This is a genomic window from Paenibacillus ehimensis NBRC 15659 (genome assembly GCF_004000785.1).
In the GTDB taxonomy this organism is placed as follows: Bacteria; Bacillota; Bacilli; order Paenibacillales; family NBRC-103111; genus Paenibacillus_G; species Paenibacillus_G ehimensis.
Window position 1 is genome coordinate 1 of the sequence record NZ_BILX01000060.1, and the last position, 25,419, is coordinate 25,419.

At 55.9% G+C, this 25,419-nt stretch carries 24 protein-coding genes and 1 other RNA gene; 4 read left to right on the forward strand and 21 right to left on the reverse strand.

Features of this window, described 5'->3' with window-relative positions; translation table 11 throughout:
- Positions 1-138: 138 nt before the first annotated feature.
- The 16 genes from PEH01S_RS25490 to rpoE form a co-directional block, all read right to left on the reverse strand.
- Positions 139-411, reverse strand: a complete 273-nt coding sequence (locus tag PEH01S_RS25490; RefSeq protein ID WP_127488817.1) for a pro-sigmaK processing inhibitor BofA family protein — start codon at positions 409-411, stop codon at positions 139-141.
- Entirely contained in the window at positions 408-695 is a 288-nt protein-coding gene (locus PEH01S_RS25495; protein WP_051570560.1) for a DUF2508 family protein, read from the reverse strand. The genes PEH01S_RS25490 and PEH01S_RS25495 overlap by 4 nt, the downstream gene beginning before the upstream one ends.
- 216 nt (positions 696-911) lie before the next feature.
- Positions 912-1,508: a recombination mediator RecR gene (gene recR, locus PEH01S_RS25500; RefSeq protein ID WP_025851924.1), complete on the reverse strand. Its 597-nt coding sequence runs from the start codon at positions 1,506-1,508 to the stop codon at positions 912-914.
- Between the two features lie 68 nt (positions 1,509-1,576).
- On the reverse strand, positions 1,577-1,888 hold the full coding sequence (locus tag PEH01S_RS25505) for a YbaB/EbfC family nucleoid-associated protein (RefSeq protein ID WP_025851926.1): 312 nt from the start codon (positions 1,886-1,888) through the stop codon (positions 1,577-1,579).
- Positions 1,889-1,910: 22 nt separating this feature from the next.
- Positions 1,911-3,659 carry a DNA polymerase III subunit gamma/tau gene (gene dnaX, locus PEH01S_RS25510; RefSeq protein WP_127488819.1) on the reverse strand — a complete coding sequence of 583 codons (1,749 nt, stop codon included), beginning with the start codon at positions 3,657-3,659 and terminating at the stop codon, positions 1,911-1,913.
- Positions 3,660-3,729: 70 nt separating this feature from the next.
- Positions 3,730-4,791: an ATP-binding protein gene (locus tag PEH01S_RS25515; protein WP_127488821.1), complete on the reverse strand. Its 1,062-nt coding sequence runs from the start codon at positions 4,789-4,791 to the stop codon at positions 3,730-3,732.
- A gap of 196 nt (positions 4,792-4,987) precedes the next feature.
- Positions 4,988-5,251, reverse strand: an RNA gene (gene ffs / locus PEH01S_RS25520) — signal recognition particle sRNA large type.
- 47 nt (positions 5,252-5,298) lie between these two features.
- Complete coding sequence (locus PEH01S_RS25525; RefSeq protein WP_025851931.1) at positions 5,299-5,688, reverse strand: hypothetical protein; 390 nt, start codon at positions 5,686-5,688, stop codon at positions 5,299-5,301.
- Between the two features lie 88 nt (positions 5,689-5,776).
- Positions 5,777-5,974: a 50S ribosomal protein L31 gene (gene rpmE / locus PEH01S_RS25530; protein WP_025851932.1), complete on the reverse strand. Its 198-nt coding sequence runs from the start codon at positions 5,972-5,974 to the stop codon at positions 5,777-5,779.
- 83 nt (positions 5,975-6,057) lie between these two features.
- A complete protein-coding gene (locus tag PEH01S_RS25535) occupies positions 6,058-7,335 on the reverse strand; it encodes a radical SAM protein (RefSeq protein WP_127488823.1) in 1,278 nt (425 codons plus the stop codon).
- Positions 7,336-7,347: 12 nt separating this feature from the next.
- Positions 7,348-8,655: a transcription termination factor Rho gene (rho, locus tag PEH01S_RS25540; protein WP_025851935.1), complete on the reverse strand. Its 1,308-nt coding sequence runs from the start codon at positions 8,653-8,655 to the stop codon at positions 7,348-7,350.
- A gap of 88 nt (positions 8,656-8,743) precedes the next feature.
- Complete coding sequence (locus PEH01S_RS25545) at positions 8,744-9,997, reverse strand: UDP-N-acetylglucosamine 1-carboxyvinyltransferase (RefSeq protein WP_025851936.1); 1,254 nt, start codon at positions 9,995-9,997, stop codon at positions 8,744-8,746.
- Positions 9,998-10,137: 140 nt separating this feature from the next.
- Positions 10,138-10,992 carry a class II fructose-1,6-bisphosphate aldolase gene (fba, locus tag PEH01S_RS25550; protein ID WP_025851937.1) on the reverse strand — a complete coding sequence of 285 codons (855 nt, stop codon included), beginning with the start codon at positions 10,990-10,992 and terminating at the stop codon, positions 10,138-10,140.
- 170 nt (positions 10,993-11,162) lie between these two features.
- Entirely contained in the window at positions 11,163-11,555 is a 393-nt protein-coding gene (locus PEH01S_RS25555) for a response regulator (protein WP_010500317.1), read from the reverse strand.
- Positions 11,556-11,816: 261 nt separating this feature from the next.
- Complete coding sequence (locus PEH01S_RS25560; RefSeq protein WP_025851938.1) at positions 11,817-13,418, reverse strand: CTP synthase; 1,602 nt, start codon at positions 13,416-13,418, stop codon at positions 11,817-11,819.
- Between the two features lie 267 nt (positions 13,419-13,685).
- On the reverse strand, positions 13,686-14,270 hold the full coding sequence (rpoE, locus tag PEH01S_RS25565; RefSeq protein ID WP_025851939.1) for a DNA-directed RNA polymerase subunit delta: 585 nt from the start codon (positions 14,268-14,270) through the stop codon (positions 13,686-13,688).
- 409 nt (positions 14,271-14,679) lie between these two features.
- Here rpoE and PEH01S_RS25570 point away from each other — a divergent pair, with 409 nt between their 5' ends.
- Positions 14,680-15,846 carry a S8 family peptidase gene (locus tag PEH01S_RS25570; RefSeq protein WP_025851941.1) on the forward strand — a complete coding sequence of 389 codons (1,167 nt, stop codon included), beginning with the start codon at positions 14,680-14,682 and terminating at the stop codon, positions 15,844-15,846.
- Between the two features lie 4 nt (positions 15,847-15,850).
- Here PEH01S_RS25570 and PEH01S_RS25575 read toward each other — a convergent pair whose 3' ends face one another.
- Positions 15,851-16,297 (reverse strand): DUF1934 domain-containing protein, encoded by a 447-nt coding sequence (locus PEH01S_RS25575; protein WP_127488825.1) that lies wholly within the window; start codon positions 16,295-16,297, stop codon positions 15,851-15,853.
- Positions 16,298-16,562: 265 nt separating this feature from the next.
- Between PEH01S_RS25575 and PEH01S_RS25580 the strand changes: the two genes are divergently transcribed.
- Positions 16,563-17,438 carry a metallophosphoesterase gene (locus PEH01S_RS25580; protein ID WP_127488828.1) on the forward strand — a complete coding sequence of 292 codons (876 nt, stop codon included), beginning with the start codon at positions 16,563-16,565 and terminating at the stop codon, positions 17,436-17,438.
- Here the strand turns inward: PEH01S_RS25580 and PEH01S_RS25585 are convergent.
- The 3 genes from PEH01S_RS25585 to speE all read right to left on the reverse strand — a co-directional run bounded on the left by PEH01S_RS25585 (position 17,419) and on the right by speE (position 19,923).
- Complete coding sequence (locus tag PEH01S_RS25585; protein ID WP_127488830.1) at positions 17,419-18,045, reverse strand: DUF2238 domain-containing protein; 627 nt, start codon at positions 18,043-18,045, stop codon at positions 17,419-17,421. The two genes, PEH01S_RS25580 and PEH01S_RS25585, sit on opposite strands and share 20 nt — an antisense overlap.
- Positions 18,046-18,205: 160 nt before the next feature.
- On the reverse strand, positions 18,206-19,075 hold the full coding sequence (gene speB / locus PEH01S_RS25590; protein WP_025851945.1) for an agmatinase: 870 nt from the start codon (positions 19,073-19,075) through the stop codon (positions 18,206-18,208).
- A gap of 20 nt (positions 19,076-19,095) precedes the next feature.
- The gene (speE, locus tag PEH01S_RS25595) at positions 19,096-19,923 is read right to left on the reverse strand and encodes a polyamine aminopropyltransferase (RefSeq protein WP_025851946.1); all 828 of its coding nucleotides are present in this window, start codon (positions 19,921-19,923) and stop codon (positions 19,096-19,098) included.
- Between the two features lie 284 nt (positions 19,924-20,207).
- On the opposite strand from speE, the gene PEH01S_RS25600 reads away from it, so the two are divergent.
- Positions 20,208-22,265, forward strand: coding sequence for a transglycosylase domain-containing protein (locus tag PEH01S_RS25600; RefSeq protein WP_036714985.1), 2,058 nt, complete (start codon positions 20,208-20,210; stop codon positions 22,263-22,265).
- A gap of 181 nt (positions 22,266-22,446) precedes the next feature.
- On the opposite strand, the gene PEH01S_RS25605 is transcribed toward PEH01S_RS25600, so the two are convergent.
- Positions 22,447-22,974: a YwhD family protein gene (locus PEH01S_RS25605; RefSeq protein ID WP_127488832.1), complete on the reverse strand. Its 528-nt coding sequence runs from the start codon at positions 22,972-22,974 to the stop codon at positions 22,447-22,449.
- A gap of 229 nt (positions 22,975-23,203) precedes the next feature.
- On the opposite strand from PEH01S_RS25605, the gene PEH01S_RS25610 reads away from it, so the two are divergent.
- Positions 23,204-25,414, forward strand: coding sequence for a M1 family metallopeptidase (locus tag PEH01S_RS25610; protein ID WP_127488834.1), 2,211 nt, complete (start codon positions 23,204-23,206; stop codon positions 25,412-25,414).
- Positions 25,415-25,419: the final 5 nt, after the last annotated feature.

Genomic DNA, 25,419 nt, shown 5'->3' on the forward strand with positions numbered 1-25,419 from the left:
CAATCGACAAAAGCCGCGCCGTTAGGCCATTCAACTTTGTCGGTTGTTGTCACCTCGTTTAGCGGCGACTTTTATAATATATCACATTCGCCCAGTAGAGTGCAAGCATTTTTTTAGACTAATTTTTGGAGCCGGGGGTTACACCCCAACGACCCACAATTTCAGAGCCGCCAAAGCGGCAAGTCCGGGCAAGCCCAAAACGCTTACGGTCCCAACCGTCACAACGTTCAAAGGCAGCTCCAAATGCGTGTACGAACTGAACAGATTTAGAATATACAACAAAATCGAAGCAAATGCAATATGCAGGCAAATCATACCTAACCATTGGAACGCATACCGATTGCGCAGCATGACCAATCCTAACAATAAACCGGACCCGACAAGCACGCTCCACAACAAGTACGATTTCACGAAGACACCTCCATCGAACGGGCGGCGCAGGCTTCTCTGGCCGAGATATTCAGGTTTTTGGCCTGCTTCAGCAGCATTTCGAACCGCTTCTCCGCCGCTTCGAGGGCAAAGATGGCATAATCGATCTGTTCTTTTTCGACGACGTAATCAAAGCGTCTCTGCGCCACTTCCCATTCCATATGGGCTTTACGGATTTCTTCCACCAGCAGCAGACGGTCCAGCTCGACGGCTTCGCGCTGCCGGCGGTCTTTCTTATTTCCGATTTCCCAATTCCAAAGCTTCATTCCCGTCAACCTCCCGATTCAAGTCACCAGGGTTTGTCCTGCTACTTAAATATGTATAGGGAGCTTAGCCAGGTTAGAACCAAAAAGAAGCCTTCTCAAAGCATCCTCGCGGCGAACCGCGCAAACTATGCTTCGAGAGCTTACAGCCCCATTTGCGTAACCGCAAAATGGACGACTGCAAGCCGGCTTCTTGATGGTATGAAATCTATTTTATGATCATAGCTCTCTTCTGCCTTCCAGCGCCTTGGTTAAGGTTACCTCGTCCGCATACTCGAGATCTCCTCCGACAGGCAATCCGTGAGCAATCCGGGTCACCTTGAGGCCGAACGGGCGAACAAGCCTGGATAAATACATCGCTGTCGCTTCGCCTTCGATATTCGGGTTCGTTGCCAGAATCAGCTCCTGCACCCGCTCGTCGCTCAGCCGCTTCAGAAGATCGGCAATCCGGATTTCGTCCGGCCCGATGCCTTCCATCGGGGAAATCGCCCCGTGGAGAACATGATAGTACCCGTTAAATTCCTTGGTCCGCTCCATGGCAACCAGGTCTTTGGGCTCCTGGACGACGCAAATCACGGAAGCGTCCCGGCTTTTATCCTGACAGATGCGGCAGGGATCGGTATCGGTGATATTGCAGCATACCGAGCAATAGTGCAGATTGCGTTTGACATTCACCAGAGCTTTGGCAAAGTCGATGACATCGTCTTCCTTCATGCGCAGCACATGAAAAGCAAGACGCCCCGCCGTTTTGGGTCCGATCCCCGGCAGGCGGGAGAAGGAATCGATCAGTTTGGCTAGCGGTTCCGGATAAAACAAGCGATTGGCTCCTCACGCATTAAAGTTGAAAACCCCAGAGAAGGTTCTGGGGCTTGATCCGGCTTCGATTAGAACAATCCCGGGATATTCATACCGCCGGTTAATTTGGACATCTCTTTGCCGGCCATTTCTTCGGCTTTGGTCATCGCGTCGTTGATGGCGCTAAGCACCAGATCCTGCAGCATTTCCACGTCGTCCGGATCGACCGCTTCCGGCTTGATCACAACGGCCGTCACTTTCTTTTGGCCGTTCACCGTTACGCTGACGACGCCGCCTCCGGACGTACCTTCTACGGTCCGGTTCGCAAGATCCTCCTGAGCTTTGAGCATTTGCTCCTGCATTTTTTTCACTTGCTTCATCATCTGGTTCATGTTGTTCATGAATGACACGCTCCTCGTCAGCTTAATCTTCTTTAATTTTAACCAAATCTTCCCCAAACAATTGAATGGCCTCGTTGATCCATTCTTCCTTCACGCCGCCGGATGCCCCTTCGTCCTCCGGTACGAGCTGCAGCTCCTCCTTCGGTCCGTCGCCGGGCTTCGCTTGGTCGGCGGCAGCCTTCCAATCCTTCAGCATCATGGTAACGAGACGGTAGGGCTGACCGTAAACTTCGGCCAACGCCTGTTCGATCAGCTGCTTGTTGGCCGGCTTCTCGGTCGTCTCCCGGTGCATGGCGCTCTTGAAGGCTACGAGCACGTTGCCGTCGTGGACCGAAACGGGCTCCCCGTCCACAAGCCACGCATGAACGGTGATCTTCAGCTCTTTTACCCGCCCAAGCACCTGGCTCCACTGCTGGACGACGTTGCGGAAGGCCGGATCTTCCCTGCCCTGCAGGTAAGCGTCCAGCTTCTCGATCTTCTTGGTGACGGCGGGAGCAGGCGCCGGACGCGCGCTCGAACCGGATACAGGGCCCGCAGCTGCGGGGGCGACGCCCTGCTTCAGCAGCTGTGACAGCTGCTCCTCCAACCGTTGAATGCGGTTCATCAGCTGTCCGACTACCCCGTCCTGACGTTCCGAAACCGGTGAACCGCCTGCGCTCGTTCCGCCTGCCGGAGCGGACGACGCGCCCGCCTGACTGCAGAGCTTCATGAGCGCGACTTCCAGCAGCGTCTGCGGCTGAACGGAATATTTCATCTCCGTCTGATAATAGTTCAACGTATCGATCATGGCAATCAACGCCTCGGACGAAAACCGCTGCGCCACCTCGGCAAACCGTTTTACGTCGAGAATGCGCTCGGTGAGCGCCTGCGAGCCGGGAACCATTTTGACCATCAGCAGGTCGCGGAAATAATAGATCAGGCTCTCCATGCACTTGTCGGCGCTTTTGCCTTCCTGCATGAACGTATCGATTAACCGCAAAGCGGCGCCTACGTCCCGATCCTGGATAGCCCCCACCAGCCGCTCGAATTGATCCGAAGCCATCCCGCCCGTAATCGACAGGACATCGTCATACGTCACCCGGGCGCCTGAAAAAGCGATGATCTGATCGAGCAGGCTGAGCGCATCGCGCATGCCGCCATCGGATAGCCGCGCGATGAACGCCAGCGCGTCATCATCGCACTCGATCCGTTCGTCGGCGCACACTTGACGGAGCCGCTCCACCTGCTCCTCAAGCGACACACGGCGAAAATCGAACCGCTGACAGCGCGAAATAATGGTGGCAGGCAGCTTATGAGGCTCCGTCGTAGCCAAAATAAACATGACATGGGCCGGGGGCTCCTCCAACGTCTTAAGCAGCGCGTTGAACGCCTCCGTCGTCAGCATATGCACCTCGTCGATGATATACACCTTCTGGCGCACTTCGGTCGGCGCATACTTCACTTTATCCCGGATATCGCGGATTTCGTCCACGCCGCGGTTGGAGGCGGCATCAATCTCGACGACATCCATCACCGTGCCTTCGGTAATGCGCACGCATGCATCGCATTCATTGCAGGGTTCGACGCCCGGCCCGTTCAAGCAGTTGACGGCTTTGGCCAAAATTTTGGCCGTGGTCGTTTTCCCGGTCCCGCGGGGACCGCTGAATAAATAGGCGTGGCTGAATCGCCCTTCGCGAAGCGAGTTTTGTAAGGTTTGGACAATATGCTTTTGGCCGACCATATCGTGGAACGACTGCGGCCGCCACGTTCGATATAAGGCGATATGTGCCATCTTGCCCTCTCCAATGATTGTTTGTCGTCTATTATACTACACTTGGAGGGAGGATTGAAGCCGCGCCGCTTTAAGGAAACGGAATGCTGACGGTAAAGGTCGTGCCGTACCCTTTGGACGAGACCCGGATGTGCCCTCCGATATCGTGAATGATCCGCTGGCAAACCGACAGGCCCAGACCCGTTCCTTCGGCCTTCGTCGTAAAAAATGGATCGAAAATTTTATCGATCACATAGGCGGGGATGCCCGGACCGGTATCATGGATCTCGATATTGACCAAGCGTTCCTCCAAATCGACTTTCTCGCTTACCGTCAAAATACCCCCTTCTCCCATGGCTTCGATTCCGTTTTTGCTGATATTCAGAAACACCTGCTTCAGCATCTCACGGTCCGCTACCACATGCGGCAGTCCGTAGAGCGATTCATATTGAACGACGACCCGGTGAAGGATCGCTTCGTTATTGATAATAGGCAGAATGTCGCGCAGTACTTCGGAGATGTCCACTTCATCGTAGGTAACGTTCTTCGGCTTACCGAGCAGCAAAAATTCATTGACCAGCTCGTTGATCCGATTGATTTCTTTCAGCATGACCACGGTATACCCGTCTTCGCGTTCCATGCCCTGCTCCTGAAAGGTTTTGCGCAGAACCTGCAAAAAGCCCTTGATCGACGTGAGCGGGTTGCGGATTTCGTGGGCCGTGCCTGCGGCAATTTGGCCGATCATCGCCAGTCGGTCGCTGCGCTGCACCTGCTCCTCCAGGGACCGCAGGTTGGTGACGTCCTTGAAAATAAGATAAGCTCCGACGATCCGCTCATCTTCGTCCCGAAGCACACTGGAATCGACCAGCAGCTCGTATCGCTCCTGGTTATTGGTCCAAGACAAGGCATGGTTGCGTACGACCATCCCGTCCAATATGCTCCGCTGTACCAACCAGTGCTCGGCAGGCAGATCGGCAAAAATGGCATCCAACGATTGGTGGAGAACCTTTTCTCTTTCTAACCCCAGCACCCGGCAAGCCATGTCGCTGATATCGATCAGCTCAAATTCGGTATTGATCAGCATCACTCCCAGATTGACGTCCCTAAGGAATATGCCGGCAAAGCGTTGAAGCAAGGTCAGTTCGTGCCGCATCGTCTTCCTCCCCCCATTCATCAGCGGATAGCCGTGCGCAATGGGTGTATGATTATGGTTTACTTAGCCTGGTTAACTTTAGTATACAATTCTCCTATTTTTTTCATTTTCCTTCTTATCAAATACAAAAAAACACCAAGTTCGACAAGCTTTAAAAGCTCTTGATCTTGGTGTTCTTATTTTTATTATAAGGAAACCGCGCACCTACCTTGATATTACGATCCAAGTGGAATTTTTATCGTCAGCTCAAGTTAGGCCACCCTCCGGCACATGAAACTTCCTGCTTATGGCTGCTTCCTTCCGGACCTGACCAGATTCACAGGCATCCATTGCGGAGGACCCGACTCTCAACACCAACTTTAAAACCCAAACCTTACATCGCAATACCGCGAATAGGCGTTCGACCCCGCTGCAGCGGATTGCGGGTTACAGGGCACCGCTACCTCCCCGTCTAGCACGGCATACATAAGTATAGTCGATTCGTGTCCAAATAGCAACCTCAAGGGGTTATTTAGCAGTAACGGTAACGATAGCATTGTATCTGGGCGCGGCCGCGGCCAAACCTTCGGCGGCTCCCTGCCGGATTCGTTCCATTTCTTCCGGTGAAGTTTGGGCGGGAGCATTCAAACGAACGTAGGCGGTCGGTCCGTTCAAGCTGATGCTTGTGATGCCGACATTCGGAAACCGCTGGCTAATCGCATTCTGCATGACGCGCAGATCGTCGGGATACGTGCGGAAGCTGGCACTGAGCGGCATATTCGGGTTCGTCCCGGTAATCCCGAGTACGCCGTCCCGGGTATGCGTCGCGGAATTTTTGGTGAACTTCTGCTGCTGACAAGCCGCAAGCCCGGACAACGCCAAAGCTGCGCTCAGCAGAACGGCAAGCGATCTTAACAAATGAAAACACCTCCTGCGGCTCTAAGATCGGATGATCTTAGGATAGCCACAGGAGGCGCGCTTATGCCGTTATGCTGCTGGCAACAAATTACATGCCGTATTTCTTTTTGAATTTATCGACGCGACCGCCGGCATCCACAAATTTTTGCTTCCCGGTAAAGAACGGGTGGCAAGCGGAGCAAATCTCTACACGAAGATTTTGCTTAATGGATCCCGTTTCAAACGTGTTACCGCATGCGCAAGTAACCGTCGTTTGATGATAAGTCGGATGAATCGCTTCTTTCATTGCCCTTTCACCTCTTTTGCCCTGAAACACCATGTGAATCAGAGTTGTCATTTAAACACACATGAGCGATTATATCACGTTCATTAGCCGCGCTGCAACTGTTTCTTGCGCCGCTCCGCCAGCTCGTCCGGAATATGCGTATACGATCCGAGCACGACATCCGGCAGCTCCTCCCGGAATATGTCCAGCATCTGCTTCATGCCGTACCGTTCCCCCCGGGCCGCAGGAATGAGGCTCAAATAGCTCTCCGGATCGATGTTCAGGTTCCGCAGCTGGATCAGCTTCAAATCGGTCCGGCGGGCAAATTCGATCATCGCTTCGATCTCTTCTTCCCGATCGGTGACACCCGGGAAAATAAGATAGTTAATCGATGTGACAACCCCTTTGTCGGCCGCGTAGCGCAGCGATTTCTCGACATTGCGCAGCGTATAGCCGCGCGGCTTGTAATAGGCGTTGTAATGGTCGTCCAGCGCGCTGATCGTACTGACGCGCATCAAGTCGAGGCCGGCGTCCACGATGCCGCGGATATGATCGGTCAAGCCGGCGTTCGTGTTGATGTTAATGTAGCCCAAGTCGGTCCGGCGGCGCACTTCGCGGATCGCTTCGATGATCGTCTTGGCTTGGGTAGAGGGCTCGCCTTCGCAGCCTTGCCCGAAGCTGATGATGCTCTCGGGCGTCTTCAAATGCTCCAGCATCACCTGCACGACTTCTTCCGTCGAGGGCTTAAAGTTCATCCGGGTCTGCGGCGCCGGAAAGCCGCTATCGTCCGGTTGCTCGGAGATACAGCCGAAGCAGCCGGCATTACACGAAAATGAGACCGGAACCGCACCTTCCCAACGGTTCAAAAAGGTATTGGAGGCCGTCAGGCACTCGTATCCGAGGGCACAATTCGACAAATGCTGAAAGAGCCGGTTGTCCTTGTATTCCCCAAGAATCCGCTTTACGCCAAGCTCCAATTCGTCGGGATCGCAGTTTCGCGGGTTCCAGCGCTCCGGATCGTCGCAAGCCTCGGCTGCGACATAGAAGCCGCCGTCTTTCCAAACCACCGTGGTATAGCCAAATAAAGGCAGCACTTTGGATTTATCGGCCTTCACGTAACCGGGCAGCAGCAGGCGGGTAAAGCTCTGCGGAAGCAGGGCTCCGACCGCGGTGACGTCCCCCGGCACCACCTGCATCTCGCCCGTACGCTTATGAACGCCGACCGGCCGCGTATCCGGCAGGCTGACGAGAGTGGCTCCTTCGGGCAGCGGAATCAGCTCGTCTTCCATGATTTCCGTTACCATCTCGCCGCTGCGGCCAAGGCCCGTGTAGTCCGGATGGTCGAACAGGTTGCCGTCACGGTCCGCATAAACCAGATTCATAAGTGCCTCCTTCTACGAGACGGAGTGCTTGACCCGACGGGATGCGCCGCCGCTTCCGCCCGATTGCGGGCTGCCGCCGTTCGGATCGAGGGTGTCCAGAAACTCTTGGTTCGTTTTCGTCTCGGCAAATTTTTTGAGGAACGCATCGATATAATCGTGCGAATCGTTCATTCCTTTGCGGATCGCCCATACCTTGTCGAGCTCTTCTTTTGTCAGGAGCATCTCTTCGCGGCGCGTGCCCGAGCGGCGAATATCGATAGCCGGGAAAATGCGGCGTTCCGCAAGCTTGCGGTCCAGATGCAGCTCCAGGTTCCCGGTTCCTTTAAATTCTTCGTAGATGACGTCGTCCATCCGCGAGCCGGTTTCGATCAAGGCTGTGGCGAGAATCGTCAGGCTGCCGCCTTCTTCGATATTGCGCGCGGCGCCGAAGAAACGTTTCGGCCGATGGAAGGCCCCGGGATCGATCCCCCCGGACAGCGTCCGGCCCGTCGGCGGTACGACGAGGTTGTAAGCCCGCGCCAGACGCGTAATGCTGTCCAGCAAAATGACAACGTCCTTCTTATGCTCCACGAGACGCTGTGCGCGTTCCAGCACAAGCTCCGCCACCTTGATATGATTTTCCGGCACCTCGTCGAAGGTGGAAGCGATCACTTCCCCGTTGACGGAGCGCTGCATGTCGGTAACCTCCTCCGGACGTTCGTCGATTAAGAGAACGAACAGCTTGACATCCGGGTGATTGGTCGAGATGCTGTTGGCGATTTCCTTGAGCAGCAGCGTTTTTCCCGCTTTCGGCGGGGCTACGATCAAGCCGCGTTGGCCAAAGCCTACAGGAGCCAGAAGATCCATCAAGCGGGTGGACAGTTTCGTAGGAGAGGTTTCCAGAACCAGTTTCCTTTGCGGATAAAGAGGAGTAAGCGCTGCGAAGTGCAGCCGTTCCGAGGCCGTTTCCGGGTCTTCGCCGTTGACGGCTTCCACATGCAACAGCCCGAAGTAACGTTCGTTCTCCTTGGGAGGCCGGCATTTTCCGGAAACAACGTCGCCGGAACGCAGATCGAATCGGCGAATTTGCGAAGCGGAGATGTAAATGTCCTCCGAGCTCGGCAAATAGTTGATCGGCCGCAGAAAGCCGAAGCCCTCCTGCAGAACGTCCAGCACGCCCTCCATGAACATCAAGCCGCTCTGTTCGGCCTGGGCACGTAGAATGGCAAAGATGAGTTCCTTTTTCTTCATTTGGCCGTAGTACGGGATTTGATGTTTTTTAGCCAGCTTGTAAAGCTCTGTGAGCTTAAGCGCTTCAAGCTGAGCGAGATGCATATCCATAAATTTTCAACCACCAAACTATTAAATTTTCAAGCCAGCGCAAAATATACTCTAGCCTTACCCAATTTCGGAGCAATCTATACCGTTCTCAGTCATTCTTCCGCCAAACTTCCGCTCCTAAGTTCGATAGATTGGTTACCAGATGATCGTAGCCTCTGTCGATATATTCAACGCCGGTAATTTCCGTAACGCCATCGGCAACCGTCAGTCCGGCGATTACCAGAGATGCGCCTGCGCGAAGATCGGTCGCTTTGACCTTGGCCGCGCTAAGCGGGCTGCCTTCGATGATGGCGGAACGGCCTTCGACTTTGATCTTGGCCCCCATACGCGTCAGCTCCGGGACATGCTTGAACCGGTTGCTGTACACGTAGTCGCTCAAAATGCTGACTCCGCGGGTCTGCGTAAGCAGGCTGCTCATCGGAGACTGCAGATCGGTCGCAAATCCGGGATATACGAGCGCTTTCACGTCCACGCTTTCGTATTCCGGCTGGCCGACCACGCGGATCGATTCGTCCATTTCGTAAATATGTACACCCATTTCCTGCAATTTGGCGGTCAGGGCTTCCATATGCTTCGGGATGACATTATCGACAATGACGTCGCCGCGCGTCGCCGCTGCGGCAATCATATAAGTACCTGCTTGAATGCGGTCCGGTATGATCGAATGACGGCAGCCGTGCAGCGCATCGACGCCCTCGATCCGGATCGTTTCGGTTCCTGCGCCCTTGATTTTGGCGCCCATGGAGTTCAAAAGTGTGGCTACATCTATAATTTCAGGCTCTTTTGCCGCATTTTCAATGGTCGTGACGCCTTTGGCCCGCGAGGCCGCCAGCATGATGTTAATCGTCGCCCCTACGCTGACGACGTCCAGATAGATTTTCGCTCCGCGCAATTCCTTCGCTTGGATGTGAAGGGCGCCGTTTTCGTTCGTGATCCGTGCCCCCAATGCCTCAAAACCTTTGATATGCTGATCGATCGGCCGCGGTTCGAAGTTGCAGCCGCCGGGCAATCCTATCGTCGCTTCGCCGAAACGCCCGAGCAGGGCCCCCATCAAATAATAGGAAGCTCTGAGCTTCTTCACGTTCCCGTTAGGCATCGGCCGGGATAGCAGCCGGCTCGGATCGATCATCATCTGATCTTTGCTCCATTCTACCGAAGCGCCGAGTTCCTGAAGCAGCTCGGTATAAATCGCCACGTCGCTAAGCGCGGGCAAATTATCGAGCGTTACAGCCGTTTCCGATAAAATGGCGGCCGGAATAAGCGCAATCGCGCTATTCTTGGCCCCGCTGATTTGAACTGTTCCCCGCAGCGGGCGCCCACCGGCGATCATCAATTTCTCCATTCGTTGTTCTTCCTCCCACTTCACTGCTTTAACGCATTACCAGTCAGGTGCAAACTCGTCTAAGTTGGGTTCCGTGCCTACGTTTACAAAAGAAGAGAGGGAAATACACCGAAATCCGGTGTATTTCCCGCTGTGGTCGATTAAGCTTGGTTGGCGCTTCCGAACAGCTGGATTTTGGATTTCACCACTTCAACCATGGCTTTGCGGGCAGGAGTGAGGTATTTGCGAGGATCGTACACTTTCGCGTCTTTGTTAAGAACTTCGCGGATCGTTTGCGTACAAGCCACTTGATTCTCGGTGTTCACGTTGATTTTGCCTACGCCGGCTTCTATGGACTTGCGGATCATTTCGTCCGGTACGCCGGAGCCGCCATGCAGTACGACCGGAACCGGAATCGCTTTGGACACCTTCTCGATAATATCGAAACGGATGTTCGGTTCGCCGGCATACATGCCGTGTGCCGTACCTACGGCAATGGCCAAGCAGTCCACGCCTGTCTCTTCGTAGAAGCGGATCGCTTCTTCCGGCTTCGCCAGGCTGGCATCGGCCTCATCTACACTAATGTCGTCTTCCACGCCGCCGATCGTTCCAAGCTCGCCTTCGACGGATACACCCATCGCATGCGCAGTTTTCACGACCTCTTTCGTCAGACGAATATTTTCTTCAAAGGAATAATGGGAGCCGTCGAACATGACGGAGCTGAAGCCTGCGCGGATACATTTCATCGCGACTTCGAAGCTGCTGCCGTGGTCGAGATGCAAGGCGATCGGAAGGCCGGATTTCTTAGCGGCCGCTTCCGCGATCGCTACCGTAAACTCGATGCCCATATATTTCAGCGCGCCTTCGGATACGCCGAAAATAAACGGCGATTTTAATTCTTCCGCCGCTTCCGTAATGGCTTGGGCAAACTCCAGGTTATTCATATTAAACTGACCTACGGCGAACTTGTTCGCTTTTGCTTTAGGCAAAAATTCGTTCATCGAAACGAGTGGCATGGTGGTTCTCTCCTCCTATGTCGTTAATGACCGTGCCAGAGTGCTTGTACTGTACTCTTTTGTCATACTGGCCCATTATACCATAGATCACGACAAACGTTAATAATCTATCGCACACCCTGCCAAAGACGTAAAACCTCGGGAAACGCCCAGAAAAAAGAGGACCCTCGTCAGGATCCTACGGCGTAAGAGTTATTGTTAGGAGTTCGCAACTGCTGGTTGACGGCTTGGCGCAGCTCGTCGATGTCGAACGGCTTCGTGAAGTGCATGATCGCGCCCAGATCGGTCGCTTCCTTGATCATGTCCAGCTCGCCGTACGCCGTCATCATGATGACCTTGATCGACGCATCGATGCTTTTAATGTGCTTGAGGATATCGAGACCGTCCATGCCCGGTATCTTCATATCGAGCAAAACCAGATCGGGCGATACGTTTCTTACAATCTCGAGTGCGAGTTTTCCATTGGAAGCCTGATAGGTTTCGTAACCTTCGCTGCTGAAAACCTCCATCAACAGGATGCGGATGCCGTTTTGATCGTCAACTATGAGCAGCTTCTTTTTCATCGAGGTATCCTCCTATTCCGTTTCCCTGAGGTTGAGAATTCCGTTCTGCTATGCCCGCAATTACAGTATTCGCTGCCGTCCCCGCGATTCCTGCCGTATCTCCAAAAAAAGTTGAAAACTTTTACAAATTAAGCAGACATGCACAAACCCATTTGCTTATCGGGATGCAAAAAGCAGGAGGCGCGTCCGGTTCATACCGGATACGGCTCCTGCTCCAAGGGCTGCGCGGCTGCGGTTCGGCAACCGGGCTCGCACAGCGATTTATTTGGAATGATTGTATGCCGCTTGTACGAAATGCTTGAACAGCGGCTGCGGACGGTTCGGTCTCGAGGTGAATTCCGGGTGGAACTGCACGGCCAGGAACCACGGATGGTCCGGGCATTCGATAATCTCGACCAAACGGCCGTCCGGGCTTGTGCCGGAAATCTGCAAGCCGGCCGCTTCGATGCGGTCGCGGTATTCGTTGTTGAACTCGTACCGGTGGCGATGGCGCTCGTAAACGAGCTCGTCGTCGTAGCAGCGCATCGCGAGCGATCCTTCCTTGAGCTTGCAAGGATACAGGCCAAGGCGCATCGTTCCGCCGAGGTCTTCGATATCCTTCTGCTCCGGAAGCAGATCGATGACCGGATAAGGCGTCGTCGGATGGATCTCCGAGCTGTTCGCGCCTTCGAGTCCCACCACCGAGCGGGCGTATTCGACAACAGCCACCTGCATGCCGAGGCAAATGCCGAAGAACGGGATTCTATTCTCGCGCGCATAACGGATCGCCGTCACCTTGCCTTCGATGCCGCGGTCGCCGAAGCCGCCCGGCACCAGAATGCCCTGAACGCCGGAGAGCAGCTCGTCCACGTTATCGCCGGATACTTCCTCTGCGTTGACCCAACGGATTTTGACTTCGGTATTGCAGTCGATTCCGGCGTGTCCAAGCGCTTCGACAATGCTGAGATAAGCGTCGTGCAGGGCGACGTATTTGCCGACAATCGCAATTTCGGTCGTCGTCTTAAGCGACTTCACCCGGTGCACCAGGTTTTCCCACTCCGTCATGTCCGGCTCGTTCGTGGACAGCTTCAGGTGGTTGACGACGATGTCGTCAAGTCCCTGCTCGCGGAGCATCATCGGAACCTCGTAAAGCGTTTCGGCGTCGCGCGCTTCGATCACCGCGCCCGGATCGACGTCGCAGAATTGCGCCAGCTTGCGCTTCATGTCTTCGGCCAGCGGGTGCTCCGTCCGGCAAACGATGACATGCGGCTGGATGCCGATGCTGCGCAGCTCCTTGACGCTGTGCTGGGTCGGCTTCGTTTTCACTTCGCCGGCCGCTTTCAAATAAGGAATGAGCGTGACGTGAATATACATGACGTTTTCACGGCCGATGTCGCTCTTGATCTGACGAATCGCTTCAAGGAAAGGCAAACTCTCGATATCGCCCACGGTTCCGCCGATTTCGGTAATGACGACGTCCGAATGCGCTTCGCGTCCGGCGCGGAATACCCGCTCCTTGATTTCGTTCGTAATGTGCGGAATGACTTGAACGGTCCCGCCCAAATATTCGCCGCGGCGCTCTTTGGCAATGACGGAGGAGTACACTTTCCCCGTTGTGACATTGCTGTTTTTCGACAGGTTGATGTCGATAAAACGTTCGTAGTGTCCGAGGTCAAGATCCGTTTCCGCGCCGTCGTCGGTGACGAACACTTCCCCATGCTGGTAAGGGCTCATCGTTCCCGGGTCCACGTTAATGTAAGGATCGAACTTCTGGATCGTGACCTTCAGTCCGCGGTTTTTGAGCAGTCTTCCCAGCGATGCGGCCGTGATGCCTTTGCCTAAGGAGGAAACGACGCCCCCGGTCACGAAAATGTACTTTGTCATCTGTAATACCTCCCAAAAGTTTTGCATCCCGATCCAGGATAAACGGCTCCGGTGTCTCTATCTTAAAAGGATAAGCACGTTTATCAAGGTTGATACGAAGTGATAAGTTACGAAAACTTATAAAATTTTTCCAACAAAAAAAAGAAAAAGCCCCCCGTAAAATACGGGGCACTTTTTATCAAAAATCATCAAGGTTCGTAACGTTCCATCTAAAGCCCAGAAAATAGTTTACTCTGAACGATCCCGGCTGTCAAGGACAAGCCTGTTTTATTTCTTGTCGTCCTCGTCGTCCGCGCTGTCGTCGTCATCGCCCAAATCTTCCAGTTCGTCTCCGGACTCTTCCTCATCCAACACTTCGTCCAGTTCCTCGTCTTCGAGCTCTTCGTCTTCGAAAAACTCGGTTTCTTCCTCGACTTCTTCTTCCGCGTCAAAATCGTCGTCGCGAGGCGCATCGAACGAATCGTATTCTTCTTCTTCGATAAATACGTCTTCTTCCTCGGCGTACAGATCCTCGTCGTCCAGATCGTCGTCCTCGTCGTTGATGATGCGCGGACGCTTGCCGCTGCCCACCGAATCCTCGGACTTCTCGACAGGATACCAGCGTTTCAATCCCCACAGATTGGTGCCGACGCACGCAAAGCGGCCGTCGATATTAATCTCCGTATATAATTGCGCAATGACCTGCATGACTTCGTCATCGGACAGACCTTTGATTTTGGCAATCTCCGCCATCAAATCCCGATAGTAATACGGCGTATTGGCCGCTTTCAGAAGCTCAAAGGCGAGGTCAACCATAGGCATTTCCTTGGCTTGCTCTGCGCCGATTTTAAGCAGTAAGTTTTGAGCACTCATTTCGGGGCACATCCCTTCCAACGTCTTTAACTACCACTAAACTATCCACTATCACCAATAAGTAAACCTTATTTTATGTAAAAAAGCAACTGGCCGCACGGCATTTCCCCGAAATGGAAACAAGGACCGCACCGGCAGCTCCTTCGCGCTTGGCGCCGTCCGCTGCAGGCGTGATCCTTGTTCCGACTGTACCCGCAAAAGACAAGGAACCGACGCCCGCTGTCTTTTGCCCCTGCTGAATGAAAGACGGAGGAGTGCCAGACCCTCCCCTAATTATGGTATGTGCCCGCTTTCGCTTTGACACGGTCACGCACCTAATTATTTTGAATAAGGCTATGCGCTCATACGGAAGCTTTCGGTCCCTCATACGATACAAAAAGGAATTTCCGAGCCTGTGGGAGGGAACGACATGAATCCGTCGACGTTCGTGTCATGGCTTCACGAAGCCATGGAAGGCTCCGAGGATACCGACAAGCGGCATATTATCCGTTTTTTGAACGACCGGGATTACGCCGCTTTCGCCCGGCAAATCGGCCGGCAGCGGAAATCGCTGCCCCGGCTGCACCAGATTCAGCCGCTCCGTCTCATCCGCGCCATCTCCTGCACGCTTCGGACCGGCAGCGAAGCGGTTTCAGCCCCTTTTATCCGTTCGATCGAGCCGGACACGCGCATCAAGCTGCATGCCCTGGGTCATGCTTCGTCCGCTCTGCCGTCCGGCGAGGAAAAAAAATCACCCGTCAAGGCCGTCATCCCTTGGGGGATCCGCCATATTCGCGCTCCGCAAGCCTGGAGCAAATCGCGCGGGGAACGGGTCCGCATCGGCGTCATCGATACGGGCGCGGATTATACGCACCCCGACCTTCGCCATTGTTTGTCGCGGGGTATCAATATTTTGAACCGTCAGCTGCCCCCGATTGACGACAACGGCCACGGCACGCATATCGCGGGAACGATCGCGGCGTATACCAGGCACCGGGGCATTATCGGCGTGGCGCCGCAGGCCATTCTTCATCCGGTGAAGGCTTTCGATCAGCACGGCGGCGCGTTCGTCTCCGATATTATCGGAGGCATTGACTGGTGCGTCTCCAGCGGCGTCGATATCATCAATATGAGCTTCGGCATGAAAACGTACAGCAAAGCGCTGGAGGCGGCCGTGCTCAGCGCCTACCGGAGCGGCATCATCGTCGTAGCCTCCTCGGGGAACGAAGGCAATCAGGCCGAGGTCGACTATCCCGCCCGGCTGCGGCAAGTGATCGCCGTCGGTGCGACGACCCGCAAAGGCCGGATCGCCCCCTTCAGCAATATCGGGAAACAGATCAATATTTACGCGCCCGGGGAAAAGGTATACTCCACTTGGCTGCGGGGCAAATATCACGAGCTCAGCGGCACGTCCATGGCAACCTCCCACGTCACGGGGGTTATCGCGCTGATGCTTGCGAGAAAGCCCGGACTCAAGCCGCTGCGCATTAAAAATCTGCTGCGCAAGCATGCCCGCTACATCATAAAGTCCCGCAAAACGATGACCGGCGCCAAGGAAATCCACGCCTTTCGAAGCGTATCCGCCGTATCCAAATAACTGTTCAATCCGACACGGGCACGGCGGTCAGGCATATGCTGCAGCTCTCGGGCGTTTGTCCCATCACCGACAGCTCATAGCTCCAACGGACGGCAAGCGGCGCACCCGGTCCATCCGCGGCAACGTCCAGCGTTCGGGTGAACGTCTCGAGTTCAAGCCGCCCTTGAGAGGTTTGAAGATAGCCGTAATGCCGCCGGCCCGGAACGAACGTCTGCTCGAAGGAGACGTCTCCGTGCCGGACAATCCGCACTTCCCCCTGCTCCACCCGGACGGTCGTTACCGTACGGCCCATCTCCGCTTCCGGAGGCTCCGCATACCGAAGGTACGCGTGCCGTCCCTTCGAGAACCATTCGCCTGTCATCTGCCGCACGATCCGCTCCCCGCCGCTATCGCTTTCCAGCATAATGCGTACGGCCCGCTTCCCGGCGCCGGATTGCTGCTTTTCCGTCATCTTGCGTTCTCTCCCGTCCTGCTGTGATTCTCCTATTGTACAAAAAAAAGAAGTCCGCGGACAGGGCTTCTTCCGCTCCCGGACAAGCCCGGACTCGACGGGAGGCGGCGGTTTGCAAGACTGCTTATTCTTGTTAAGATGGGGTAGGAATAACAGGTTTCCCATATATGGAAACCAAATGAAGTCTTCATACGTCTGTTATAGTAAGCTTCGGCAGCTGTGAGAGAGCGCCTGCCAATCCATCCCGAGGAGATCGCTTATTCACATGGATTCCAACGAAAGCAACCGCAATCGAAAATTGTCGAGAAGATCATTTCTCAAAGCATTGTCGTTAACCGCTGCCGGACTCGTTGCCCTGCCCGGGGCCGCCTACGGATATGCCCGTTACACCGAGCCGAAATGGTTGGAAGTCATGGAATATACGCTGTCCTTCGCAAGGCTGCCCCAACAGATGGACGGAATAAAAATAGTGCAATTCAGCGACTTGCACCTCGGCTTTAATTTTGATACGAAGGACTTGTCGGAACTGGTCGGACTCATCCATCGAATCCAACCGGATATCGTCTGCTTTACCGGGGATCTGGTGGACGATGCCGTCGGTCCCGACGGCGACGCCTATACCCGCGTACTCTCGGAGCTTAGACCTCCATTGGGAAAATATGCGGTGCTGGGCAATCACGATTATAAAGACGCCCGGCAAGTCGGAGCTTTATTGAAAAACGCCGCGTTCGAGCTCCTGACCAATAAGATGGTCCGGATTCAACACCAGGGGAGCAGCTTCGTCATGGCGGGCGTAGACGATCAATGGAAAGGAAACCCCGATATCGACAAGGCGCTGGCCCGCGTTCAACCGGAGGACTTCGTCCTTTTGCTGTCGCATTGCCCCGATTTTGCCGATATCGCCGTACAGCATCCGGTTGACTTTCAACTGTCGGGACACAGCCACGGCGGTCAAGTGCGACTGCCGTTCTACGGGCATGTCGTTACGCCGAAATTCGGAAAGAAATATGTCCTCGGGCATTACGTACTGGGCGGCGGCAAGCTGCAATTGTACGTCAACCGGGGAATCGGCGTTTCGACGCACCCCGTCCGCTTTCTATGCCGTCCGGAGCTGACGGTATTCACTTTGCGAAAAGGTTGAGACGGCGCAGCAAAGCCCCAAGCCCCAAAACCGCCACAGCCCCGAACAGCTCGAGCTTCATATCGTGCTGCGCGTCCCACGGATCGCCTTGCGCTCCGAGAAACATGGTGCCCATCTCCGGGGCAACCAGCCCGGCGACCCACATCTCGATCAATTCGTAAAAAGCGCCGGTGGCCAGCACGACGGCGACGGCAAGCGCATCCGCCGCAAACCCTCTCAAGCCTGCAAGCCTCATGAGCGCCTCCCGGATCGGTCCGGCGAGCAGCACACCGTAAGCCAAATGCACCAGCCGGTCGTACGGCAGACGCCCCCCGCCGAACAGCAGCTGCAGCAGCGGATCGATCGGCGTCGCGCCGTAGGAGCCATGCGCCCCGTACGTATGAAGCGCCAAAAACAAAGCAAGCCCTACATATGAACCGTGGCTGAGCGAAAATAACCGGTAGGTTCCGATCAGCACCCCCACGCACAGAAAGATCAGCAAATTTTCCAGCAGCCAGTCGAACCGGTTTACCGGCGCTATCGCCATCCATGCCCAGAACACCCCATACGCCAGCAGGACCAAAACCGGAAACGCAGGTCTTCTGGTTGTTGCCAGTGATTTTGCCATATTCAAACGCAGGACCCCCTCTCTTTATGGCTCTATTGTAGAGTGCCTCTCACAGAGGGATAAGTACTAACTTCGCGTAGTACCGGGCGGGCGGCCAACGCAAAGAGCCGCCACGTCCCTATGAGAGGGAACATGGCGGCGGGTATTCCGCGCTATATGCTTATTTCACCAAGCCGAGCAGCATTTCGCGAATCAGCTTGCTGGCGACAATCTGGGTCTGCTCCGTCGGGTCGTAGGCCGGGGCCACTTCGACGAGATCGGCGCCGACGAAATTCAATTCGGAAGCGGCCATCGCATGAATCGCTGCAAGCAATTCCTTGGACGTGATGCCGCCCGCCTCGGCGGTACCGGTGCCCGGAGCGCACATCGGATCGAGCACGTCGATGTCGATCGTCAAATAAACCGGGCGTCCGGCCAGCTCCGGCAGCACCTTCTTGAGCGGCTCCAGCACTTCGAACGGGTAGAAGTTGATGTTCTCGCGTCCGAACTTGAACTCCTCGCGGGAGCCGGAACGGATGCCGAATTGGTACACGTTCTTGCCGCCCATGAGCAGCGCCGCTTTGCGGACCGGCGTCGAGTGGGACAGCGGCTCGCCTTCGTACTGCTCGCGCAGATCGGCATGCGCGTCGATGTGGATCAATGCCAGATCCGGGTATTTCTTGTATACCTCCTGGATAACCGGCCACGATACGAGATGCTCGCCGCCAAGACCCAATGGGAACTTGCCGTCGGCCAGCAGGCCACGCACGTATTCGCCGATGATGTCGAGGCTGCGGCCCGGGTTGCCGAACGGCAGCAGCAGATCGCCTGCGTCGAAATAGGTGATGTCTTCCAGGCTTTTATCCAAGTACGGGCTGTATTCCTCCAGACCGATCGACACCTCGCGGATGCGCGAAGGGCCGAACCGCGAGCCGGGACGGAAGCTGACGGTATAATCCATCGGCATGCCGTAAATGACGGCGCGGGACGCCGCATAGTCGTCCGAGCTCAGAATGAACACATTGCCGGAATATTTTTGATCGAGTTTCATCTGTCGTTGGTCTCCTCCGCTTACTTCGTCAAATCTTCCACGAATTTCGGCAGTACGAAAGCCGCCTTATGCAGACGCGGCGAGTAGTACTTCGTGTCGATCTCCGGAATTTTCGTTTCGTCGACGGCGAGCGGATCGTGCTTTTTGCTGCCCATGGTGAAGGTCCAGAGGCCGCTCGGATACGTCGGAATGTTCGCGCAGTAGACGCGGACGATCGGGAAAATTTGCTTCACGTCACGGTTGACGTTTTGGATCAGGTCCGCTTTGAACCACGGGTTGTCCGTTTGGGCCACGAAAATGCCGTCTTCCTTCAGCGCGTCGTAGATGCCTTTATAGAAGCCCTGCGTGAACAGGTTCACCGCCGGACCGACCGGTTCGGTGGAATCGACCATGATCACGTCGTACGTGTTCTTATGATCGTGGATATGCATGTAGCCGTCGTTCACGAGCACTTCCACGCGCGGGTTGTCCAGTTCGCCTGCGATGGTCGGCAAGTACTTTTTGGAGTATTCGATGACTTTGCCGTCGATGTCGACCAGCACCGCTTTTTCCACTTCCGGGTGCTTCATGACTTCGCGGATCACGCCGCCGTCGCCGCCGCCGACCACGAGCACGTGCTTCGGATTCGGGTGCGTATACAGCGCCGGATGCGCCACCATCTCATGATAGACGAACTCGTCCTTTACGGTCGTCATGACCATACCGTCGAGCACGAGCATCGTGCCCCATTCTTCCGTCTCGATCATCGCGAGATCCTGGAAGTCGGTTTTTTCGGTGACGTACGTTTTGCTGATTTTTGCCGTAATGCCGAAGTTATCGGTCTGTTTCTCCGTGTACCACAATTCCATATGTAATTCCACCTTTCGTTCGGTTCGTTAGGGCCGGCCGCACAAGGGCCGGAAGACGGGCGGACATCTGCTTTTTTCCAAGGATTCAGCTTGTCTCTGGCATGTCAAATTGTATTATAGAGTATCTCCCCGAAATTGCAAATACAAAGAGGGTCGTTCCGTCCGTTTTTCAAAAAAAATTAACGTTTCCGTCTGTCCCGCGTGAATAGGCGATGCTATGTTTTTCCATACTGGGAATAGAGAGAGAAAGGATCGGCGGAAGGAGCTGACGGAACGTGTCGGACATGCCCAAAAAACAGCCTGCGCCGGAAGACGGGGGAGCGCTCCGCTTCGCCCGGCGGCTCAAAGCGTGGCTGTCGTTTTCGTTGACGTGCCTGCTGCTTGGCGCCGGGATTATGATCGTGCTGCTGCTGTTCATGCGCTCGCAGGCGCTTCCCGTGTCCAAGACGGAGGCGGCGTCGGAGATGTACGACGTGCACGGCGAGCTGATCGAAGCGTACGGCGCGGTGAAAAACCGGCAGAGCGTATCGCTGCGGGACATTTCCCCGAAGCTGCTCGAAGCGACGCTGGCGGTGGAGGACCGCACGTTCTACCAGCACTACGGGTTCGATCCGAAGGGGATCGTCCGGGCGGCCTGGGTCAACCTGCAGCATATGTCCAAAGTGCAGGGGGCCGGCACGATCACGCAGCAGCTCGCGCGCAACCTGTATTTGTCGCACGAGCGGACGTGGAGCCGCAAAATCAAGGAAACGTATTACGCCGTGCAGATGGAATTGCAAATGAGTAAGGACCAGATTCTGGAGCAGTATTTGAATCAAATTTATTACGGGCATTCGACGTACGGCATCGGGGCGGCGGCGAAGCTCTTCTTCGGGAAAGAGGCCCGGGACCTGACGCTGGCCGAAAGCGCGCTGCTCGCCGGCATCCCGAAAGGACCGCGTTATTATTCGCCTTATTACGATATGGACAATGCGCTCGATCGGCAAAAGACGGTGCTGCAGACCATGGTGGAAGCCGGCTACATCTCGCAAAGCGAGGCAGACCAGGCAGCGAGGGAAAAGCTGCACATTTTGCCGCTGGAGGAGCACAAAAAAGCGGTAACGGCCCCCTACTTTCGCGATTATGTACGGGGCGCGGCGGCCGATCTGCTCGGCCTCGAAGACAAGGAATTCGTCGAAAGCGGCCTGCGGATTTATACGACGCTGGACTTAAAAGCGCAGGCCGTCGCCGAGGAGGTCGTGGCGAAGGAGCTGGAAAAATATCCGGAGCTGCAGGCGGCGCTCGTCGCCATCGATCCGCGTAACGGTTACGTCAAAGCGATGGTCGGCGGACGCAATTACGCCCAGAACCAGTACAACCGCGCGCTGTCCAGCACGCGGCAGCCGGGATCGTCGTTCAAGCCGATCGTGTATTTGACGGCGCTGAAGGAAAAGGGCTTCACTCCGCTCACCCGCTACAAAAGCGAGCCGACGACGTTCACCTACGATCAGGGGCGGCAAACCTATACGCCGAACAACTTCGGCAACGCCTATTTCGACTGGATCGATATGCGGACGGCCATCGCCAAGTCGGACAACATCTACGCCGTGCATACGGTGCTGGAAACCGGGCCGGACCGCGTCATTGAAATGGCCCGCCGGATGGGCATCACGAGCCCGATGAAGCCGCTGCCTTCGCTCGCGCTGGGCACGTACCCCGTCAGCCCTTACGAGATGGCTTCGGCCTTCGGCATCCTCGCCAATCAGGGCGTGCGGGTCGAGCCGACAGCCATCGTGCGCATCGAGGACCGCCGCGGACGGGTGCTGTACGAGGCGAACCCGAAGCAGGAAACGGTCATCGAGCCGGCGTACACCTACGTGCTGACGCAGCTGATGGAAAGCGTCTTCGACCAAGGCGGCACGGGCAGCCGCGTGTCCAGCGTGATCAAGCGTCCCGTAGCGGGCAAAACCGGCACGACGGACACGGACGCCTGGCTCGTCGGTTACACGCCCGAGCTGTCGACCGCCGTATGGGTCGGCTATGACAAAGGGCGCGGCATCGGCAACGTCGAATCGCACCTGGCCGCTCCGCTCTTCGCGGAGTTTACGGAGCGGACGCTGGAATCGGTACCCCCGAAGCTGTTCCCGGTACCGGACGGCGTCGTGAGCGTCTATATCGACCCGGCGACCGGCAAGCTGGCGAACGACGACTGCCCGGGCTCGCGGCTGGAAACGTTCATTCAAGGGACGGAGCCGGCGGAATACTGCACGCAGCAGCCCGGGAAGAACGACGCGGGCAAAGCCGGCAAAGGAAAGCAGAACCGCTCCTGGTGGGAAGATCTGAAGCGCTGGTGGAGCAGCTAAGCAGGGGATGAAAAGGAAGCCACGGGGAGAAAAGCGCATTGATAGCGGAAACACAAAAAGGCAGACCTATGGTCTGCCTTTTTGCTGTCCTAGTATATGATGCATATACTAGCCATTAGTATACATCGTTAAGGCTAACGGTACAAGACCGTCACATAATGTACAAAAAATGTACAAAAATTTAATCGGCCAGCGCTTCATGCAGCGCAGCCTCGGAACGCTGCCACATGTCCGGGTCATTGTCGACCAGCAATTGCTTTAGCGCCGCCTTTTGCTCCGGCCCGAGATTATCCAGCATAATGCGGCGTTTGAGCGCATAATCCATCCGGTTCACATGGTCGGCGAGCAGCTTCCAGCCCTTGCGCGCTTCGGTATCGATCCGCATCTCGCAGGAGGTAACGCCGGCATAATATTTGCCTTCTTCTTTAAAATCGACCGCAACCCATACGATCCAGCACGGACGGCCGTTGGGCACTTCCTCCGCGTTGACGGTAAACTTGATGCCTTTCTCCACCTTGCTCTTCGCGTGCAGCGCGCCCAGATCGAGATACGCCTCCGTTCCGTCGATAATGACGCTGGAGAGCTGGCTCAAATCGATGGAGCCCTGCCCGAAGCCGCGGTGCTTCGTCTCCTTGGCGTTGACGATGTTCAAGGTCGGCAGCTTCTTCTTCGTTTCCCCCGCCTGCGCGTTTTGTTCATTTATATCCATCCGGCACCACCTATTTCACGTGATAACAAGCTGTTTCAACAAACTCCCGATCCGCTGCAGCCAAGCGGCAGCCTGAAACTGCGGATATCAAAATTGTACTAAAAAGCGGCTCCCCGGGCAAGTTCGGCGCATGCGGAAAGCCGCCGATTCTTTTTCGGAACGGTAGAAATAATCCTCGTCCCCCCCACATATACATGCTGTAGATGCTTGTCAACGGGGTGAATATTGGATGAAAATACGACTCGGCTACCGAACCGCAACATGGGGCTCGATCTTTGCTCTTACCTTCACGGCCACGCTGCTGACGAACGTCCTGCCGGAATCCGGTCCGCAGCCGGCAACATCGGCCGCAGGGTGGATGCTGCCTGCAGATGCCGCCATTCCTTCCGTTTTTCCTGTAGACGAACCGGCGAACCCGCTGACGATGCTCAAGCCCGTCCCCTCGACGACGGGGCGCGCCGTCGTCGCCGCGCCCCGCTGGCCTGCCGCCAAAGGACAAGCGGACGGCTCGTCTACGGGGATCTTCCTGCCTTCCGGCGGGGCGCGCCCGGCCAGCGCGCGTCTGAACGAACCGGCCGCGCCTCCGCCCGCGCCGCCCAGCCTGCCGGCACGCCCGGCGGAGAAGCCGGCTCCGAAGCCGCTTAGCGAGCGAATCGTGGAATATCATCTGAGCGCGGAGCTGGACGCGCAGGGCAAATCGATTCGCGGCACGTCGGCGCTCACCTGGAAAAACCCTGGAAGCGTGCCCGTTCAGGAATTGTATTTTCATTTATATCCGAACGCCTTCGAATCGAAGAAAACGACCTTCATGAAGGAGTCCGGCGGGAAGCTGCGGCAGGACGCGAGCAAGGATGGCAGCTTCGGAGGCATGACCGTCAGCTCGATCAAGACGCTCGACGGCAACGAAATCGAGCTCGGCGACCGGATTGAATACGTCCAGCCGGACGACGGAAACAAGGATGACCGAACGCTGATCAAGGTGCCGCTGCCCAAAGCGGTCGGACCCGGCGAGCGGGTAACGCTTCGCACCGATTTTTCGGTCAAGCTGCCGCAGGTGTTCGCCCGGATGGGGTATGCCGGAGATTTTGTCATGGCCGGCCAATGGTTTCCAAAGGTTGCCGTCTATGAGCCCAAAGGGGTCCGCGGGCGGGCGGACGAAGGCTGGAACCTGCACCAGTATCACGGCAACTCGGAATTTTATTCGGACTTCGGCATCTTCGACGTCAAGCTGAAGGTTCCCTCCACTTATACCGTAGCGGCCACCGGCTTTCCCACCAAACCGGTCGCCGACGACGGCAAAACCAGAACCTACACCTTCTACGCCGACGACGTGCATGATTTCGCCTGGTCGGCCTCGCCGCATTTCGTTTATTTCGAAGAGCCTTACGCGACTCCCCATCTGCCGGGCGTCCGCATCAAGCTGTATCTCGATCCGAAGCACGAGCCTCTCAAGGCCCGCTACATGACCGCCGCCAAAAAAGCGCTGGCCCGCTATTCCCAGTGGTACGGCAGCTACCCGTACTCGACCTTGTCGATCGTCGTGCCGCCAGCTGAGGGCAACGGCGCCGGAGGCATGGAATATCCGACGCTCATTACCGCCTGGGGCGCTAATGAAGAGAATCCTACGCTGGAGCTTGAACGGGTCGTCGTGCATGAGATCGGCCATCAGTTCTGGTACGGCATGGTGGCCAGCAACGAATTCGAGGAAGCCTGGCTCGACGAAGGCTTCACCTCGTATGCCGAGGACCGGATCATGGAGGCGGAATACGGCGTTCGCCCGAACCTGCTCGTCGAATCGAGCTACATTACGAATCCGGCGGCGCTCAAGCTGAACTCGTGGAGCTACGGCGGACACAATCAATACGCCGAGAACGTCTATACCCGCGCCAAGCTCGTGCTCAAGGCGATGGAACGACAGGCCGGAGTGGAGACGATGGATAAAATCATGCGCACCTATTTCCAGCGCTGGAAGTTCAAGCATCCGGGCACGGCCGATTTTCAAAGGACGGTCGAGGACGTGACGAAAACAAGCTGGCAGGATTTTTTCAATCAATACATCTATAACGGCATGATGGTCGACTATGCGGTAACCGGAATCAAGGTCCGGAGAGCGGCCGAAAACGGGCAGCCCGTCTATGAGAACAGCGTGCAGCTGCGCAAGCTGGGCGGGACCTACCACAATGTGCCGATCCGCTTTCGCTTCGCCGACGGCTCGGAGCTTGAGAAGACGTGGGACGGCGTCGACAGCGAAGTGATCATGAAGCTGAATCACGCCTCGCCGCTCGCTTGGGTATCGCTTGATCCGCAGCATTCGATCGTTCTGGAAAACAAGCGGATCAACAGCTTTATGAAAACGGAGGTCGATACCAAGCTGTCCATTCGATGGAACATGGGGATCGTCAAATTTTTGGAGACCTTGTTCGGCTGGGTCGTCTGGTGAGGTGA

Excerpts from the sequence above, each read along its gene's own strand:
- PEH01S_RS25505 (WP_025851926.1), bottom strand. The coding sequence starts at position 1,888 with ATGAACAACATGAACCAGATGATGAAGCAAGTGAAAAAAATGCAGGAG.
- PEH01S_RS25580 (WP_127488828.1), top strand. The coding sequence starts at position 16,563 with ATGGATTCCAACGAAAGCAACCGCAATCGAAAATTGTCGAGAAGATCA.
- PEH01S_RS25600 (WP_036714985.1), top strand. The coding sequence starts at position 20,208 with ATGCCCAAAAAACAGCCTGCGCCGGAAGACGGGGGAGCGCTCCGCTTC.
- rpmE (WP_025851932.1), bottom strand. The coding sequence starts at position 5,974 with ATGAAAGAAGCGATTCATCCGACTTATCATCAAACGACGGTTACTTGC.
- PEH01S_RS25605 (WP_127488832.1), bottom strand. The coding sequence starts at position 22,974 with ATGGATATAAATGAACAAAACGCGCAGGCGGGGGAAACGAAGAAGAAG.
- speB (WP_025851945.1), bottom strand. The coding sequence starts at position 19,075 with ATGAAACTCGATCAAAAATATTCCGGCAATGTGTTCATTCTGAGCTCG.
- PEH01S_RS25535 (WP_127488823.1), bottom strand. The coding sequence starts at position 7,335 with ATGAATCTGGTTTATGCGGACCGTGACGGCAACCTGTTCGACCATCCG.
- PEH01S_RS25570 (WP_025851941.1), top strand. The coding sequence starts at position 14,680 with ATGAATCCGTCGACGTTCGTGTCATGGCTTCACGAAGCCATGGAAGGC.
- speE (WP_025851946.1), bottom strand. The coding sequence starts at position 19,923 with ATGGAATTGTGGTACACGGAGAAACAGACCGATAACTTCGGCATTACG.
- PEH01S_RS25610 (WP_127488834.1), top strand. The coding sequence starts at position 23,204 with ATGAAAATACGACTCGGCTACCGAACCGCAACATGGGGCTCGATCTTT.
- PEH01S_RS25545 (WP_025851936.1), bottom strand. The coding sequence starts at position 9,997 with ATGGAGAAATTGATGATCGCCGGTGGGCGCCCGCTGCGGGGAACAGTT.
- fba (WP_025851937.1), bottom strand. The coding sequence starts at position 10,992 with ATGCCACTCGTTTCGATGAACGAATTTTTGCCTAAAGCAAAAGCGAAC.
- PEH01S_RS25560 (WP_025851938.1), bottom strand. The coding sequence starts at position 13,418 with ATGACAAAGTACATTTTCGTGACCGGGGGCGTCGTTTCCTCCTTAGGC.
- rpoE (WP_025851939.1), bottom strand. The coding sequence starts at position 14,270 with ATGAGTGCTCAAAACTTACTGCTTAAAATCGGCGCAGAGCAAGCCAAG.
- PEH01S_RS25555 (WP_010500317.1), bottom strand. The coding sequence starts at position 11,555 with ATGAAAAAGAAGCTGCTCATAGTTGACGATCAAAACGGCATCCGCATC.
- PEH01S_RS25515 (WP_127488821.1), bottom strand. The coding sequence starts at position 4,791 with ATGCGGCACGAACTGACCTTGCTTCAACGCTTTGCCGGCATATTCCTT.
- PEH01S_RS25495 (WP_051570560.1), bottom strand. The coding sequence starts at position 695 with ATGAAGCTTTGGAATTGGGAAATCGGAAATAAGAAAGACCGCCGGCAG.
- PEH01S_RS25575 (WP_127488825.1), bottom strand. The coding sequence starts at position 16,297 with ATGACGGAAAAGCAGCAATCCGGCGCCGGGAAGCGGGCCGTACGCATT.
- dnaX (WP_127488819.1), bottom strand. The coding sequence starts at position 3,659 with ATGGCACATATCGCCTTATATCGAACGTGGCGGCCGCAGTCGTTCCAC.
- PEH01S_RS25585 (WP_127488830.1), bottom strand. The coding sequence starts at position 18,045 with ATGGCAAAATCACTGGCAACAACCAGAAGACCTGCGTTTCCGGTTTTG.
- rho (WP_025851935.1), bottom strand. The coding sequence starts at position 8,655 with ATGGATATGCATCTCGCTCAGCTTGAAGCGCTTAAGCTCACAGAGCTT.